This window comes from Streptomyces sp. NPDC048516 (assembly GCF_043199875.1).
In the GTDB taxonomy this organism is placed as follows: domain Bacteria; phylum Actinomycetota; class Actinomycetes; order Streptomycetales; family Streptomycetaceae; genus Streptomyces.
Genome location: NZ_JBICWS010000009.1, coordinates 23,839 through 40,039, shown reverse-complemented (window position 1 = coordinate 40,039; position 16,201 = coordinate 23,839). Strand labels below are relative to the sequence as shown.

The 16,201-nt window shown below is 67.6% G+C and carries 17 protein-coding genes; 10 read left to right on the top strand and 7 right to left on the bottom strand.

Annotation, left to right across the window (positions count from 1 at the left end):
* Positions 1-172: 172 nt before the first annotated feature.
* The 4 genes from ACGFR7_RS19225 to ACGFR7_RS19210 form a co-directional block, all read right to left on the bottom strand.
* Positions 173-943 (bottom strand): SDR family oxidoreductase, encoded by a 771-nt coding sequence (locus tag ACGFR7_RS19225; RefSeq protein ID WP_393320303.1) that lies wholly within the window; start codon positions 941-943, stop codon positions 173-175.
* A gap of 29 nt (positions 944-972) precedes the next feature.
* Positions 973-1,734 (bottom strand): 3-oxoacyl-ACP reductase FabG, encoded by a 762-nt coding sequence (fabG, locus tag ACGFR7_RS19220; protein ID WP_088796372.1) that lies wholly within the window; start codon positions 1,732-1,734, stop codon positions 973-975.
* Positions 1,735-2,022: 288 nt separating this feature from the next.
* Positions 2,023-2,454, bottom strand: coding sequence for a DUF3037 domain-containing protein (locus ACGFR7_RS19215; protein ID WP_393320300.1), 432 nt, complete (start codon positions 2,452-2,454; stop codon positions 2,023-2,025).
* The gene (locus ACGFR7_RS19210; RefSeq protein WP_393320297.1) at positions 2,415-3,239 is read right to left on the bottom strand and encodes a HipA family kinase; all 825 of its coding nucleotides are present in this window, start codon (positions 3,237-3,239) and stop codon (positions 2,415-2,417) included. Before ACGFR7_RS19210 ends, ACGFR7_RS19215 begins: the two co-directional genes overlap by 40 nt.
* A 736-nt stretch (positions 3,240-3,975) precedes the next feature.
* Between ACGFR7_RS19210 and ACGFR7_RS19205 the strand changes: the two genes are divergently transcribed.
* From ACGFR7_RS19205 to ACGFR7_RS19190, 4 genes are all read left to right on the top strand, one after another.
* Entirely contained in the window at positions 3,976-4,293 is a 318-nt protein-coding gene (locus tag ACGFR7_RS19205) for a site-specific integrase (protein WP_393320294.1), read from the top strand.
* Between the two features lie 127 nt (positions 4,294-4,420).
* Entirely contained in the window at positions 4,421-5,527 is a 1,107-nt protein-coding gene (locus ACGFR7_RS19200; protein ID WP_393320291.1) for a tyrosine-type recombinase/integrase, read from the top strand.
* An 11-nt stretch (positions 5,528-5,538) separates the two neighbouring features.
* The gene (locus tag ACGFR7_RS19195; RefSeq protein ID WP_393320288.1) at positions 5,539-5,889 is read left to right on the top strand and encodes a helix-turn-helix domain-containing protein; all 351 of its coding nucleotides are present in this window, start codon (positions 5,539-5,541) and stop codon (positions 5,887-5,889) included.
* A gap of 1,306 nt (positions 5,890-7,195) precedes the next feature.
* Complete coding sequence (locus tag ACGFR7_RS19190) at positions 7,196-8,302, top strand: hypothetical protein (RefSeq protein ID WP_393320285.1); 1,107 nt, start codon at positions 7,196-7,198, stop codon at positions 8,300-8,302.
* 78 nt (positions 8,303-8,380) lie between these two features.
* Here the strand turns inward: ACGFR7_RS19190 and ACGFR7_RS19185 are convergent, their stop codons facing one another.
* Entirely contained in the window at positions 8,381-9,115 is a 735-nt protein-coding gene (locus ACGFR7_RS19185; RefSeq protein WP_393320282.1) for an SDR family NAD(P)-dependent oxidoreductase, read from the bottom strand.
* A gap of 172 nt (positions 9,116-9,287) precedes the next feature.
* Between ACGFR7_RS19185 and ACGFR7_RS19180 the strand changes: the two genes are divergently transcribed.
* The gene (locus ACGFR7_RS19180; protein WP_393320279.1) at positions 9,288-9,686 is read left to right on the top strand and encodes a winged helix-turn-helix transcriptional regulator; all 399 of its coding nucleotides are present in this window, start codon (positions 9,288-9,290) and stop codon (positions 9,684-9,686) included.
* 683 nt (positions 9,687-10,369) lie between these two features.
* Here ACGFR7_RS19180 and ACGFR7_RS19175 read toward each other — a convergent pair.
* Entirely contained in the window at positions 10,370-11,479 is a 1,110-nt protein-coding gene (locus ACGFR7_RS19175) for an FAD-dependent monooxygenase (protein WP_393320276.1), read from the bottom strand.
* A 159-nt stretch (positions 11,480-11,638) separates the two neighbouring features.
* On the opposite strand from ACGFR7_RS19175, the gene ACGFR7_RS19170 reads away from it, so the two are divergent.
* On the top strand, positions 11,639-12,601 hold the full coding sequence (locus ACGFR7_RS19170) for a TetR/AcrR family transcriptional regulator C-terminal domain-containing protein (RefSeq protein ID WP_393320273.1): 963 nt from the start codon (positions 11,639-11,641) through the stop codon (positions 12,599-12,601).
* A 435-nt stretch (positions 12,602-13,036) separates the two neighbouring features.
* Here ACGFR7_RS19170 and ACGFR7_RS19165 read toward each other — a convergent pair whose 3' ends face one another.
* Positions 13,037-13,834, bottom strand: a complete 798-nt coding sequence (locus ACGFR7_RS19165; protein ID WP_393320270.1) for a GntR family transcriptional regulator — start codon at positions 13,832-13,834, stop codon at positions 13,037-13,039.
* Between the two features lie 207 nt (positions 13,835-14,041).
* Between ACGFR7_RS19165 and ACGFR7_RS19160 the strand changes: the two genes are divergently transcribed.
* From ACGFR7_RS19160 to ACGFR7_RS19145, 4 genes are all read left to right on the top strand, one after another.
* Positions 14,042-14,200, top strand: a complete 159-nt coding sequence (locus ACGFR7_RS19160) for a hypothetical protein (protein WP_393320267.1) — start codon at positions 14,042-14,044, stop codon at positions 14,198-14,200.
* A gap of 262 nt (positions 14,201-14,462) precedes the next feature.
* Positions 14,463-14,879, top strand: coding sequence for a restriction endonuclease (locus ACGFR7_RS19155; RefSeq protein WP_393320265.1), 417 nt, complete (start codon positions 14,463-14,465; stop codon positions 14,877-14,879).
* Between the two features lie 88 nt (positions 14,880-14,967).
* Positions 14,968-15,345, top strand: a complete 378-nt coding sequence (locus ACGFR7_RS19150; protein ID WP_393320262.1) for a hypothetical protein — start codon at positions 14,968-14,970, stop codon at positions 15,343-15,345.
* Positions 15,342-16,136 carry a carbon-nitrogen hydrolase family protein gene (locus ACGFR7_RS19145; RefSeq protein WP_393320259.1) on the top strand — a complete coding sequence of 265 codons (795 nt, stop codon included), beginning with the start codon at positions 15,342-15,344 and terminating at the stop codon, positions 16,134-16,136. The genes ACGFR7_RS19150 and ACGFR7_RS19145 overlap by 4 nt, the downstream gene beginning before the upstream one ends.
* The last annotated feature ends 65 nt before the right edge of the window (positions 16,137-16,201 follow it).

Sequence of the window (16,201 nt, the reverse complement as noted above, 5' to 3'; positions counted from 1 at the left end):
CCCGCCCCCCGGGGGGGCCGCCACTTTTTTCCGGCCCCCCGGCGGGTCCCCGGGGCGGGCCCCGGGGCCGCGGGGCCCACCCGGGGGGGGCGCCCCCCGCGGGCCCCCCACCCCGGACGCTGCCTCTTGGAGTGCACACCACCGCAGGGCCTCCCGGGCCCGCCCGGTGCCGTCAGACGCCGACGTTCAGGAACAGCCCGCCGTCCACGACCAGGGTCTGGCCGGTGATCCAGCCCGCGGCGTCGGACAGCAGGAAGGCCGCGGCCCCGCCGATGTCCTCCGGGACGCCGAGCCGCCCCATCGGGTAGCCGGCCGCCGCCTCCTCCTCACGGTTCTCGTACAGCGCCGCCGCGAACTTCGTCTTGATCACCGCGGGCGCGATCGCGTTGACCCGCACCCCGGGCGCGAACTCGTGGCCGAGCTGCAGCGTCAGGTTCACCATGGCGGCCTTGCTGATCCCGTACGCACCGACGAAGGGCGAGGCGTTGAGGCCGGCGATCGAGGCGATGTTGACGATCGCGCCGCCGTTGTCCTTCTGCCAAGCGTGCCAGGTGCGCTGCGCGAAGCCCAGCGCCGAGACGACATTGGTCTCGAACACCTTGCGCGCGACGCCCAGGTCGAGGTCGGCGATGGGCCCGAACACGGGATTCGTTCCGGCGTTGTTGACGAGGTAGTCGACGCGGCCGAAGGTCTCCATCGCGCGCTCGACGGTGACGGCCTGGTGGGCCTCGTCGTGCGCCTTGCCGGCGACGCCGATCACCCGGTCGGCGCCCAGCTTGTCGGCAGCCTCCTTGAGGGTGTCCTCGTTGCGGCCGGTGATGACGACCCGGTCGCCGCGGGCCACCAGTGCCTCGGCGATGCCGTAGCCGATGCCGCGGCTGCCGCCGGTGATCAGCGCCACCTTGCCGGTGAGCTCGGGGAGCCCGCTGTCCTGCTCGGTCATGTTCTGTACTCCTGGAGTCGGTGGGGCGGTCAGTTGAGCGGGCCGCCGGCGACGTACATGACCTGGCCGGACACAAAGCCGGCCGCCTCGCCGGTGAAGAAGGCGATGGCGTTGGCGATGTCCTCGGGGCGGCCGACGCGCTGCACCGGGATCTGGGTGGCGGCCGCCGCCTGGAACTCCTCGAAGCCCATACCGACGCGCTCGGCGGTGGCGGCGGTCATGTCGGTGACGATGAAACCGGGGGCGACGGCGTTGGCGGTGACGCCGAACTTGCCGAGTTCGATGGCGAGGGTCTTCGTGAAGCCCTGCAGGCCGGCCTTGGCCGCCGAGTAGTTGACCTGGCCGCGGTTGCCGAGCGCCGAGCTGGAGGAAAGGTTCACGATCCGGCCGAACTTGGCGTCCACCATGTGCTTCTGGCAGGCGCGGGACATCAGGAAGGCACCGCGCAGGTGCACGTTCATGACCGTGTCCCAGTCGGTCTCGCTCATCTTGAACAGCAGGTTGTCCCGGAGCACACCGGCGTTGTTGACGAGGACCGTCGGCGCGCCGAGCTCGGACGCGACGCGTGCGACCGCCGCGTCGACCTGCTCGGCGTCGGAGACGTCACAGCCGACCGCGATGGCCTTGCCCCCGGCCTTGGTGATCGTCTCGACGGTGTCCTTGCACGCCGCCTCGTCGAGGTCGAGTACGGCGACGGCGCGGCCCTCGGCGGCCAGACGGACGGCGGTGGCCGCGCCGATACCGCGGGCCGCGCCCGTCACGATGGCAACGCGCTGCTCGGTGGTGGACATGCGGGTTCTCCTCACCCTCGAAACCTCGACAAGCGGTCCGCCGCACCGATCCCGTGGGTGAGCAACCGCTTAGTACCCTGAGCAGGGCTGACGCTAGAAGCCCGGCAACCCGCTGTCAACGCCCCACCACCGCGCCGTTGCGCACCTCACCTGCAAGGCAGGCCGGAGCCTGGCGCGATCGCGTCACCCGACCACGTCACACACAGGGCGCCCGGTTCCGCCCCGAAGACGGAACCGGGCGCCCCGAGCGGCGGACCCGCAAGACCTCAGCGCACCCTCAGCGCACCCTCAGCGCACCAACAGCTCCATCAGCCGCTCGACCTCGGCGGCGGGATCGGCGGTCAGGCCGGTGTGCACCGGGCCCGGCTGGACGATGGTGCTGCGCGGCGCCATCAGCCAGCGGAAACGGCGTCCCGCGTCCTCCCCCGCCGCCTGTCCGGCCCGCTCGCCGCCCTGGCAGACGCCCTCGACGGCACCGAGCGCGGCCCGCACCCCGGCCACGTCGGTCGTGGGATCCAGGGCCAGCAGCCGGGCCTCGTCCAGATGGGTCCTGGCCTCGACGAAGCGCCGGGCGTGGCAGTAGACGACCACACCGGCATTGATCATCTCGCCACGCTCGACCCGGGGTACGACCTTCAGCAGCGCGTACTCGAAAACATCGCGCCCGTTGTGCAGACCGGTCACTTCACTGCCCTCCGTACCAGCCGTGCGGCCAGCCATTCCGGCGCCTGCGAGGGCTTGTCCTCGGTGGGCTCCCCGAGGGTGATCCGCTCGCTGATCGTGCCGGCGCGGGCCAGCAGCGTGCTCACATACGCCTGGCGCAGCGCGTCCGGGGAATCAAAGCCGGGCTCGTCGGCCAGCCATTCGTCCGGCACCGCGGCCGCGATCCCGGTCAGCAGTTCCTCGGTGATCAGCGGAACGAACTCTGCCGCCGCCGCCGCGATATCCGGCCCGAAGGTGGCCAGCACATGATCGGAAGCGTTGTACGGCCGGGCCGAAGCCTTCTGCGCACTCGGCCAGTTGTGGTGCCAGATCATCGCCGCACCATGGTCGATCAGCCACAGTTCGCCGTGCCAGACGAGCAGATTCGGATTGCGCCAGGACCGGTCAACGTTGTTGATCAAGGCATCGAACCACACCACACGGCCCGCCTCGCGCGCACTCACCTCGAAGGCGAGCGGATCAAAACCCAGCGACCCGGGAAGGTAGTCCATCCCCAGATTGAGCCCACCACTGGCCTTCAGCAGCTCCTGGACCTCCTGGTCCGGCTCGCCCAGCCCGATGACGGGATCGAGCTGCATCCGCACCAGCTCCGGCACCCGCAGCCCGAGCCGCCGGCCCAGCTCTCCGCACATCACCTCGGCAACGAGCGTCTTCCGCCCCTGCCCGGCGCCGGTGAACTTCATGACGTAGGTACCGAGATCGTCGGCCTCGACGATTCCCGGAAGCGATCCGCCCTCACGCAACGGCGTGACATAGCGAGTCGCTGTGACTTCTGTCAGCATTTTCCCAGGCTATCTGACCCGGCGGCCTTAGAATTCACAATTAATCCGGACCCGCACAAGCCGGGGAATCCGCCGCGATCAGCCCTGGAGAGAATCTGGGGAGTTCCTACCGGCACGGTGGATCCCCCTTCCTCTCGAGCAGTCCGTCAACGGCGGTGCGCCCCTTGCTTCCGGCCTCCGGCATGAAGTGAGCATAGTAACCGAGCGTGACAGCCGGCGAGCAGTACCCGAGCCACCGCGCCACAGTCACCACGGACTCCCCCGCCTCCAGCATCATCGAGGCGTAGGTGTGCCGCAGCACACGGTCCGTCCTTCGCCGCCGCCTCCCACTGCCAACGGCTTCGCCCCTTTGGGGCGCTGAGGGATGATGCCGGCCTGGGCCGGCGCGGGTTTCCAGCTGTAGGTGTTCCACGTGTTCACGGCCACGGCGTTGCCGAATCGCGTAGTGAGAACCAGGGAGAACTTCTTTCGCGGTCTGTCTGCCCCGGGCTTCCCGGCCCACGGTTCCCAGGCGCATCGCGCGCAGGATCCCCGACGACAAGTTCAATGAGCTCTTCGCTCGCCTGCGGCACCATCGGGACCGTGCGCTGCTGGCTTTCTGGGTATCCAACGGGGCTCGGGCCGAGGAATTCCTCACTGTGCCCCAGGAGGGCCCGGATCCAGGCCAGCAGGTCATCGCGGTGAGGCGCAAGGGACCGGTGAGGTCCAGCCGCTGCCGGCCTCTCCGGATGCCTTTGTGTGGCTGCGGCTGTATCAGGAGGAGCTGCGGCGGCTGGCGGTACCGCGGGGCCCACGGCTGCCGCTGTGGTGGACGTTGCGCCGCCCCTGGCGTCCTTTGACCTATCACGCTGCTCGGGCGATGTTCGTCCGCGTCAACGAAGGGCTCGGCGCGAACGGGTCTCCGCATGACCTGCGGCACACTGCGGCGTATCGCATGGCTCGCGACCCTGAGCTGCCGCTGACCGACGTCCAATGGGTCCTGGGCCATCGGCACATCACCACGACGCAGGTGTATTTGAACCCTCGGGAATTGCATCAGGCGGGCGAGAAATAGCAGGTCGCCAGCTCACGGCAAGAGACTGAAGGACTTCAACGCTACTACGAACTAACGGCCTGACCAGGGAAGTTGCCCACATCATCCCACCTGATGCATGATCTGCCCTCCAGAAGGGAGGGTCCGAGTGGCACATCAGCGCAAGGTGGCCCTGGCTGGGGCGGCTCATCTGGAGCTCGTTTCCGGGATCGTCCAACTGCGTCCAGAGGACGCGATGTTCGATGCGATGCTGCGGGGGTGGCGGGCTCAGCAGAAGTCGCGGGGGCTGCAGGACGAAACGGTCGACGACCGGGAACGGCTGGTCCGCCGGTTCTTCGAGTTCACGAACGAGTACCCGTGGCAGTGGGCACCAGGTCACATGGACGAGTGGTCGGCCTCATTGACGGGTGAGAAACATCTGGCGCCGTCCACGATCCGCAGCTACCAGGGCGATGTCCGCCTGTTCACCGAGTTCCTCATCGACGCCCGATACGGATGGAGACCTGTCTGCGAGGAAGCCTTCGGCACCGGGCCGGTGGCGATCGCTCACGAGTGGAACACCCTCCCTCACCTGCAGGACTACGAGGGTGACCCGGAGGCGAGGCCGTTCACTCGCGAAGAGCTGCAGCGGTTCCTCGACTACGCCGACGACCAGGTCGACCGCGCCGTGAAGTCCAAGCGCAAGGGCGCCCTCGCCGCCTACCGCGACGCCACCCTCTTCAAGGTCATCTACGGCTGGGGTCTGCGGCGGACCGAGACGTCCAAGCTGGATGTGGTCGACTTCGGACGGAACTCGAAGGCTCCGCAGTTCGGTCGGTACGGCACGCTCAACGTCCGCTACGGCAAGGCGAAGAAGGGCCAGCCGCCACGGCGGCGGAACGTGCTGTCGGTGATGGATTGGGCCGTCGAAGCGGTCGCCGACTACGTCGAGAACGTCCGGCCGCGATTCGGGTTCCCCGATCATCCGGCGCTTTGGGTCACCGAACGTGGAGGACGTCTTCAGCCCGGTTCCATCAACGATCGCTTCGAGACATACCGCGATGCCCTAAAACTCCCAAAAGACCTAGTTCCGCACTCGATCAGACATTCGTACGTAACCCACCTCACAGAGGATGGTGTCGACCGTCGGTTCATCCAGCAGCAAGTCGGCCATGACTGCGACAGCTCCACGGCCATCTACACGCACGTCAGCGACGACTTCATGAACACTGCCCTGAACAAGGCACTGGCCCCGGCGTTCGCCGGGGCGGGATGAGGAGGACCGGGATGGACGGCAAACTCGACTACCGCTGGCACCTGCGCAAAGTCATGGCGGACCGCGGAATGTTCTCCACCACCGACATCATCCCGCCGCTGGCCGACCGCGGCATCACCCTGTCCACCAGCCAGGTCTACCGGCTTGTCGTGGAGCGTCCCGAACGGCTGAGCCTGAAGATCCTCATGGCCTTGCTCGACATCCTGGACTGCACGATGGACGACCTCATCGAGCCGATCGCCGCGGCCGGCACCGTGAAGAAGCCGAGGAAGGCCGCCGCGGGCGGCAGCGGGACACCCGAAGAGGGGCTCGGCGGCCTGCGCCCAAAGCGAGCCAGGATCAGGGGTGTTGACCTTCCATGACGACCCCAGATCATGACAACCGCGCTGTCACCGACCCCATCGGCCTGGCCACCGACCTGATCACCCGAGTTGAGAAGGAACTCGGCCCCGAAACGATCCGGGCTGTGGTCACCGCAGTCGCCGGCGGGCGGGCCAAGTCCCGCATGCTCGCCGCCGCGCTGGCCCGCCGCCCCGCGGTCTTGAACGACGGCCGGTCCCCGGCCCCACGGGCCGTCGGTGACCTGCTCATCGCCTTACGCAAGGCTGGGGCCCAGGCGGCCTCACCACCGGTCTGCGCCGAGTGCGGCAAACACCTGCGCACGCTCCAACGCCGCGGCCAGGACTGGTACTGCGGAGTGTGCGGGCCCACTACGTTCGAACCCTGCACCGGTTGCGGAAAGACCCGACGCATCGCCACGCGAGACCGGGCCGGCAGACCACGCTGCGTGAGGTGTCGCGACATCGACGGACGGGATCCCCTTGCGGTGATTCACAGCGTGATTGCCCAACTGGATCCGCACGTCGACCCGGACATGGTCGCCGACACGGTCCGCTGCTCGGCTCAGCGGCCCACCAACCAGCAGAAGATCGCCTGGGCTCTGGAAGCCGACCCCTCGCTGCTGACCGGCAACGGACACCTCGCGCCGTTCCCCGTGATCCTGCGGCTGATCGACCGGCTCATCGACGCCGGAGTCGCCGGGATCGCCCGTCCCGCCTGCCCCCGCTGTCACAGAACCGTACGCATCAGCAAGCCTCTCGACGGCCAGCGGGTCTGCCGCAACTGCATTGCCAAGTCCCGCATCGAGGAATGCGCACGCTGCGGCAGCCGCCGTGACCCAGCCACCCGCGACGGCCAGGGACGACCATTGTGTCCGAACTGCCTGATCACAGACCCGGCCAACCTGGAAACCTGCATCGTCTGCGGCCGACGGCGCCTGGTGAACACCCGGACTCCCGAAGGACCGATCTGCCCCAACTGCCGCCCGTTGCCGACGCTGGTCTGCTCGATCTGCGGCCGCACCGCCCCCTGCACCCACTCCCGCCTGACCGGCCAGCCTCGGTGCGGAGCCTGTGACCAGCGACAAGCCCGCTGCAGCAGCTGCGGACACCTTCGCGGCATCCACTCCGGCACCCTCGAAGCACCCGTTTGCGGCCCATGCACCACACCGGACCCCGAACTCTGGCGCCCCTGCCCTGTCTGCGGGATGGCCGAGCGGCTACGGGTCGCCGGACCATGCCGCCGCTGTGTTCTCAGGCAACGACTCGACGAGCTGCTGACCGGTCCGTCTGGAACATTCCTAGTGAACTACGGTCCCTCCACGAGTCGTTGGCCAACACGGAACGGACCACGACGGCGATGCAATGGCTGTCCGGCGGCATCGTCTCCACGGTCCTGTCCGACCTCGGCTCCGGCCGCCGGCCGCTGACTCACGAGGCCCTGGACGAGCTTCCGGACGGCAAGGTCGTCGAACACATCCGCAGCGTCCTCGTGGCGGCCAGCGCCCTGCCCGCGCGAGACGAGCAGATGATCCGTCTCGAACGCGTGGTGAGCCATCTCATCGCCTCCCATTCGACCGCCGACGGGCGGCAGATCCTGCACCGATACGCGACCTGGCACCTGGTGCGGCGTCTTCGTTACCGCACCCGCGGCGAAGATGTCACCCACGAACAGCTCGTCGTCGTCCGCCAGCACCTCCGGGCGGCCGTCATCCTCCTGGACTGGCTCGCCGAGCACGACCTGACCATTGCCACCTGCCGCCAGTCCGACCTCGAACGGTGGCTGACCTGCGATGACACCCGCCTTCGCCAGGAAACAGGCCACTTTGTCCGCTGGGCACTCGCACGGAATGTCGCCAGCGACCTCAGCTTCCCCGCCGTGAAATGGACTGGCCCCTCGCAGCCCATGGACGAGGAAGCCCGCTGGGCCACCGCCCGCCGCCTGCTGCACGACGACACCATCCGCACCGAAGACCGCCTGGCTGGGCTACTGTTGCTCCTCTATGCCCAGTGGCCCTCGGCGATCTCCCGGCTAACCGTCGACCACATCGAGGAGACAAGCGGAGTGGTCCGCATCCGCTTCGGCGACGTTCCGATCGACCTGCCCGAACCTGTCGCTGACCTGGCCCTTCAGCAGGTCGCCGTTCGTCGCAGCCATGCCGTCCTCGCCTGCACAGCCTCGCCCTGGATCTTCCCCGGCGGCCAGCCCGGCCGTCCGATCAGTGCCTGGGCCATGGGAGAACGGCTCCGCAAGCTCGGCATCCGCCTCGCGGAGACCCGCTCGACTGCCCTGTTCCAGCTCGCCACCGAGCTGCCCGCCGCGATCCTCGCCCGCACGCTCGGCATCCACATCACCGTCGCCGTCAAGTGGCAGCGATCCGCTGCTGGAGACTGGGGCGCCTACGCAGCTGATGTCAGCCGTCGGAACAACTTGTGAGGAAACGGGCGTTCCACGGATGGCGCGGCTCTGCTTGTCGGAGAAGCCTTGACATCGTTTCCCGGACGCGCGCTTCCGCTACTCGGTTGCGTCGGCAGAGCCCGCGGTGTCCAGCGCCACTCCGACTCGCTGGTCAACGAGGGCTTGGAAGGCGCTCAGGTCACCGATGATTTCCTCAGCACGGTCCCGCTGCTGATACATGGTGTAGTACCGGGCTCCGATAGCGTCGGGGTCGGCCTCGCCACCACCAGGGACGATGCTAGAGGCGATGGTCACCGTGCCAACGTAGATCCCTTCTGGCCCGAGTTCGGTGTGCAGAGCATGTGCCCAGTTCCGCAGGCCGGCCATGGCCATGCCGACGTTGGCCAAGAAGGGAGCCGGGACCGTCGAGGAAACGCCGGTGGTCAGGAGCAGGGTGCCATCGCGTCGGGCACGCATTTCCGGCAGTACATGCTGCACGGCGGCTATGGCCCCCAGTACGTGCAGCTCAAACTGTGCAGTGGCCGAGGCAACCGAGGTCTGGCCGGCCTGTGTGATCGGCCCAGTCGGGCTGGGGCTGAATTCCAGGACGTCGATCGGCCCCAGCGCGTTCTTCGCCGCAGTGAGAGCTGCGGCGAGGTCTCCGTGGTCTCGGATATCGGCGGGGAAGGCAGCGGCAGTGATGCCCACCCCGGCCAACTCGTCAACCAGGGCATCCAGCTTCGCCTTGGCACGCGCGATCAGCCCGACCTTGAAGCCATGCCGGCCGAACGCACGAGCCACCCCCATCCCCAGCCCCGGACCCGCACCGACAACAACCAGTGTCTTCGCCACCGAAGTTCCTCCCCGAGCAGAGAACCGGACGCAACACCGGCCCGGGTTCCGATACTTATGTTTTGTTCGTAGCCCCATACTTCGTCACTACCATGAGAGGGACAAGACGGCACATTGTTGTCAGTGACACACATGGAGGTAACTGTTGCCCCCCATCCCAGACGGCCCGCTGGTGGCTGAGACCGACGAGCACGAGTGCAGCGAGTCCGAAGAACACGTGTGCCGGCAGGTACTGCAGATCCTTGGAGTGATCGGCGACAAGTGGAGCATCCTGGTTATCGGACAGCTCCGTGACGGCACCTTGCGCTTCGGTGAGCTTCACCGTGCCGTCATCGGCATCTCGCAGCGGATGCTCACACTGACGCTGCGGCAGCTCGAACGTGACGGTCTGCTGACCCGCACCGTCTATGCCAGTGTTCCTCCCCGCGTGGAGTACACCCTGACCGAGCTCGGCTCGACACTGCTGGACGCCGCCACAGCCCTGGGTGACTGGGCTACCGCCCACCGGAAGGAAATCGGAGACAACCGACGTCGCTACGGCGATGCTCATCCATCACAGACTCGGTCCTGACCAGACGGGGTCCGTCATCGAGCCAACATAGAGGCAGCCCGAGGAAGAGGAATTGAGAGAGTTCCAATACCCGAGTGCACCATTAGCCATCTACCCCGCCGAGACCATCGAAGCCCACCGCGCCTTCATCGCTCGCCGCCGCTCGCTCCGCCCCGCCGAGGAATACCTCACCCCTACAAGCGCAGAATGGGAAGACTTCCTCGGTCACTTCGAACGACGCAAGCTCTCCGTCGGCACCTGCGCCCGCGCCTACGGCACCGCCTGCATCCACGAGCACGCCTGTGTCAGATGCTCACTCCTTTGACCCGATCCGGCCCAACGGGCACGGCTCGCCCACATCCGCGACCACCTGATCGCCCGCATCGCAGAGGCCGAGCGTGAGGGCTGGCTCGGCGAGGTGGAAGGGCTTCAGGTGAGTCTTGCGGGAGCGGAGGAGAAACTCGCCCAAATCGACCGGCGCCGCGTCAGTCGCAGCGTCGCCGACCTTGGGATCCCCACGATTACCGCTCCGGCCGTCAAACGCCCGCCCCGGCCAGAGGAGCGGACATGATCCCGGCGTTCCACCAACATTCTGGCTCTGGAGGCAAGTTCGAAGAAGGGCTCGATCGAAATCCGCCGGCCACGATTCAGCGAAATCACCGGTAGTGGATAAGCGGGGCAACTCAACTCACGTCCGGACGGGTTCAACTGTCCAGTGAGAGTGCGTTCTTGGCGTGCGTAACGGATTCCTCGGAGGCGGGTCCGCCAGGATTCTCGGTGGCCAGGGCTTGGTTAAGGGTGACGAAGGGGCGTATCCGCTGCTCGTAGCGGGAGTACGCGGCGCGGTGATCGCCGTGCGCCTGGGCGAGGCAGTCGGCCAGCACGTGAGCGCCCACAAGAGCCAGGCTGGTGCCTTGCCCCGAGAGCGGTGAAGGGCAATAGCCGGCGTCTCCGAGTAGGGCCACCCTGCCGCGTGACCAGTTGTCCATCCGGATCTGGGCCATGGCATCGCAGTAGAAATCGGGCGCATCCCGGGCGGCCTTGGCCAGGCGGGGCCCTTCCCATCTCAGGGAAGCGAGCTCGTCGACGACGAGTTGCCGAAGGGCGCTGCCTTCGCGGAGATCGTGGGCAAGGGGCGCAGACTGGAAGCCGAAGGCGATCCTGAGCTCGGTGTTGTCACGCACGGGCATGATGACGAAGCCCGCGTCGCCATCCCGTAGCCACACCTGCCAGTCATCCAATGCGAGGAAATTGTCCGCACTGAACACTGAGAGGTAGCTGCCTAGGTGATGGGCGAAGCGGTCCTCGGGACCGAAGGCCAGGCGTCGTACCGTCGAGTGCAGACCGTCGGCCCCGATCACGAGGTCGAAGCTGCGGGACGCCCCGCGGGCGAAGCCGACACGCACGCCGTTCTCGACCTCGTCGAGCGCAGTGATGCTGTTACCGAAGAGGTACTCGACGTCTGAGCGCGTGTGTTCGCACACCATCCGCACCAGGTCCTCACGCAACAGCTCGATGTCGTCGCTGTCGAGCCGGCCGCTGCTGAAGGTCGCCTCGGTGGAGCGATCGATCTCGTGGCCTTCGGGGTCGAGGATCGACATGCCACGCATCCGAGTGCGCACGCGTCGTGCCTGTTCCAGCAGGCCCATCCGCTCGACGACGTCGAGCGCGACACCACGGATGTCCACGGCCTGGCCGCCAGGGCGCGGAGCCGGGGCGCGTTCGACGATGGTGACCTTGAAGCCGTGGCGGTAAAGCCAGTAGGCGAGCACGGGCCCGGCGATTCCGCCGCCGGAGACAAGAACAGTCTGCATGGGAAACTCCTTCAGTACGCTGTACGTGCACTGAACGTACGACGTACGCGCAGACCCTTCAATTGACCAACGAACGTTCTGTACTAGGGCAGTCGACCCTCCATCAGGCGTCCTCGCCGCTACCCTCTGCACTAGTACAGCCAGGGAAGGAGGCAGGACGTGACGAAGCCCACAGGCGCAGCCGATCAGCCGCCCTATCTGCGCATCGTCGCCGGGATCCGCCGACGCATCTTGGACGGTGACCTGGGCCCCGGGGACCCGGTTCCCTCGACCCGACAAATCGCCAGGGAATGGGGGGTCGCGCTGGCCACCGCCACCAAGGCCCTCACCACCCTGCGTCTTGAGGGACTTGTCGAGACCCGCCCCCGGACCGGCACCGTCGTGGCCGCAGCCGCTCCCGTCACGCCACCCCGCAGGCACTCGCCGCCCGCCCCACCCTCCGACCAGGAGCTGACCTTCGAACGGATCGTCCGCACGGCCATCGACATCGCCGATGCCGAAGGACTGTCAGCGCTCTCCATGCGTGGCGTCGCGGCCCGGCTTGGCGTCGCCGCCATGTCCCCCTATCGGTACGTCCCCAGCAAGGACGACCTCGTCCTGCTCATGGCCGACGCCGCGTTCGGCGAGGAGACCTACCCCACCGATGCTCCCGAAGGATGGCGCTCCCGCATCGAGCTGGGCGCTCGGACCTTCTGGATCCTGTACCGCAGGCACCCCTGGCTGGCTCAGCTCGGTTCTCTCACTCGCCCGTTGCTCGCGCCCAATCTGATGGTGCACGGCGAATGGATACTGAGCGCCCTCGACGGCCACGGCCTCGATCCCACCACCCTGTTCGACATCCACGTATTGGTCTACAGCCACGTCCAGGGCCTGGCCGTGCACCTGGAATGGGAGGCGCATGCTGAAGCCTCCACAGGTCTATCGGAAGACCAGTGGATGGACAGCCGGACTCCCGCCCTCCGGGAACTGGTGGAATCCGGCCGCTTCCCGACCTTCGCCAAGGTGGTCGGAGCTTTCGACGATGGCTATGACCTGCGACTCGACGCGCTCTTCGAATCCGGCCTCAAGGCACTCCTGGACGGCCTGACTCCCATCGTCGAAGGCCAGGAAGCTGTCGCGTAGATAACTCGCCTCGTCGTGCCCTTAAGTGCGCTTTCCTGGACCTAGCCTGGTAGTTCAGAGAAACCACCATGCCGAAGGTGACGGCACCTCGCCAGACGGTCCGCATCGGCGGTTTGGCTTCCATGCCCTCAGCCTCCGGCGGCCGACGCCAGGCCGCACCGCGGACTACTCCGCCGGCGCCGCGGTCGTGCCGCAAATCGCCCGGGGCCGGGGGCGGCCGACGGGGCCGCATGAGCGGGTCGACCGGCCGCTGCGCCCTGCTGCCCGGCCGTGCCAGTCGGACCTGCTTGATAGGCCGTCACCGGACGCAGGGGCCAGGGCCAGCATGCGGGGAGGTCAGGTCCGTGGTGACGTCGGTGTGCCCAGGCCGCCCTGGGGCGGCGCTCGGCCTCGGTGGGGTGCCGGTTGAGCCGCAAGGTGAAGCCGGAGCCGTGTTCAGTGGCGGTTCGTCCCCGGCGCCGCGGGGGTGGTGTAGGCGACGTCCCAGCGGTCGGCCGGGACGATGATGTCCGCGGTTTCCACCGGTCGGCCGGACGTGTCGTAGTGGGTCCGGGCGATCAGGGTGGCCAGCGATCCGACGGTGGCGCCCGCCAGCAGCTGCGTCTGGGCGCGGTTGAGCTGGATGGGGCGCGGCACCTCCACGGCCTGGGTGACGGTGATGCCGATGTGCGCCATCCGCGCGGCGACGCCGCGGCCGGCGAGCGGGCCGCCCTCGGGCAGGACCACCACGGTGTTGCCCGTCAGCTCCATCGGCTCCCAGCTGGTGGAGACCATCACGGGCCGGTGGCGAGCGTCGAGCCACTCGTACTGGGTGCGCACGCACAGATCGCCGGGGGCGATGTTCAGCCGCTCGGCGATCTCGGGCGGGGCGCCGAGCTTGGCTTCGCTCTCCGCCTCCCAGGTGCCCACGAAGCTGGCCGGGGCGAGCCCGGAGAGATCCGTTGCGCCTTCGGGCGCGGGAGTGCGCAGCAGGGTGCGGCGCTCGTGGGGATCGCGTACGTAGGTCCCGGATCCGGCGCGTCCCTCCAGCAGGCCCTCGGCGATCAACGCCTCCTGGGCGCGGCGGACGACGTTGTCGCCGTATCCGCCGAGCTCGGCGCCCAGGGTGGAGCGGGAGGGGAGCTTGTGGCCGGGCGGCCAGGTGCCGTCGGCAATACGGGCACGGATCTCGGCTGCCACGTGCAGGTACGGAGCCGTCTCCCCTCGGGTGCCGTGAGTGCTGCCGTCGGCCATACCTCTCCTTGCCCGTAATGCTGCCGCCATTGACAAGCTAGTTCACTAGCCGGAAGCTAGTGGGCTAGGAGCGCGACGAGTGATTACGGGCTGATCGAACGTGAGCGTAGTGCGGGACCACCGGCAAACGCCGCTATCCACGCAGCAACCGAGCAGCTCACCGCCCTGACGGGCCAACAACCCCGCGTCATCGACGCCCTTGGCACCGTGCGCATTGAAGTGGACGTCACCGACGACCTCGTGACCCACCACTGGCAGCGCCTGCACGCCGTTCTCGACCTCGGCACGACCTTCGGCCTGCGCACCACCGCCGCCGGACACACCGCCTGGCTGCGCCTCGAAACGGGAGAGCCCACCCGCCCATGACCACACCTGGCCTGTCGTTCACCACGCAGTTTTCGCCAAAGGCCACGGCGCCGGCAACGACTTCGTTGTCCTTCCCGACCATCCCGGGGCGACTACACCGTGGACGCCCCCGGTGGCCGGCTGCACCTCCGCATACGCCCAGGCGGCGACATGGAACTCACCGGCCCCGCCGCAATCATCGCCCAGGGCGCCCTGGCCCTTCCTCAGCAGCCCACGACCGGCCCGCCCTGGACCGCACCGAGAACAGGAAGGCGACCGCCTCATGACCCACACCGTGCTGTACGACCCGTACGGCCGGATCGAGGACCTGCCCCTCGACCGAGAACCCCACGAGAAGCTGCTCAGGGCAGTGCTGGCATGGGCAGAACCGGGCAGTATCCGGCCCACCGACTGCGCGCAGATCGCACTTCAGCTGACCGGGCACGCCCGCCTCGTCGCCGCAGCCCTCCGACTCCAGACCTCCAGCCTCCCCGCGGAAAGCGGCCGACGGGCACTCGCCGAAGCGATCCTCGGGGAGGCCGCCAGACGCCTGTCGGGTCCGGTACAGGACACTGTGCAGTGCTGCCAGAACCGGGCCCGCCTGCTCCGCGCGCTGTACGAGCGCCTGGACCGCCTCCACGGCGCAGCATCCGCGCCCGTTCAGGCTCCACCTTCTGAACTTCGCGCAGCACCCCAGTAGAGGCCGGGGCGTCCCGCGGGCCGCCGGGCCTCGAGGACCTGGGCGGTCAGCCGGGCCGGTTGTCAGTGGTCGCTGCCATCATCCGGCCATGCTCATTTCCCCTCAGACGGCACAGGGTCTCCTCGCCGATCTAACTCATGCGTGCGGGCTCCCTGTTGACCCTCAGGAGTTAGGCCGCTGCCGGTTTACTGTCGGAGACCACGTCTTCGTCGGGGACTTTCCCCTCAGGGGCTACAAGCACAAAGGCCGCTGGCGGCTCGACGACAGACAGGTCCAGAAAGCCGGCATCCGACTCGCGGAAGCCCGCTCAACCGCTCTCTTCCAACTCGCCACCGAGCTACCGGCTGCCGTCCTCGCACGAACCCTCGGCATCGACATCACCGTCGCCGTCAAATGGCAGCGTGCCGCCGCCGGAGACTGTACCGGATACGCAGCCGAGATCAGCCGCCGGAAGAAGGACGCATGAAGGTATCGCTAACGGCCGCACAGTTCCCCATCACCTGGGACATCAAGCGGAATCTGGAGTTGATCACCGAAATCTTGGCCGGGGCCCGGCCCGACGACATCGTCGTCCTGCCCGAGGGCGCACTATCCGGCTACGGGCCTGACCTCTCCGTCCTTGAGGACTTCGACATTTCGGCCCTGGCGCACGCCACGGACTGTCTTGCCGACCTGGCACAGCAGAAAGCCATCCATCTCTTCTGCGGCACGTTGCTCTTTGACCAGGGCATCTGGAGCAATGCCGCTGTCTACTTCCCTCCCGATGGCGCCAGGTGGATCTACCGGAAGATCAACCTGGCGATGAATGAACGCGGCCGACTGGAAGCCGGGACCGAACTCTCCACTCTGTCGATCGAGATGGCCGGCGGGCCCCTCGCCCTCGGTGTCCAGATCTGCCGGGAGATCCGCTTCCCCGAGCAATGGCAGCACCTTGCCAGCAGCGGAGCACAGGCATTCATCTACCTCACCCACGCAGCCAATACAGCCGAGCCGGCAGGAGTCTGGAGAAGCCACCTCATCAGTCGCGCAGCAGAGAACCAGCGGTTCGTCGTGGCGGCGAACGTCGCGGACCCTCACCAGCACTGCCCTAGCATGATCATCTCTCCGCGAGGCGAGGTCCTCGCCGAGGTGACGTCCGGAAGCACCGCCGTCATCAGAACCACCATCGACCTCGACCAGTCCGCCGACTGGTACCTCGACCAGCGGCGGCAAGACCTGCTGAGGCTGTCCTACGAAGGAAAGGGCATATCAACCTAAACGGGCAAAGGGCTAATGCCCACAGGTGGGCATTCCAGGGGTTCCAATACCCGACTCCACCATTA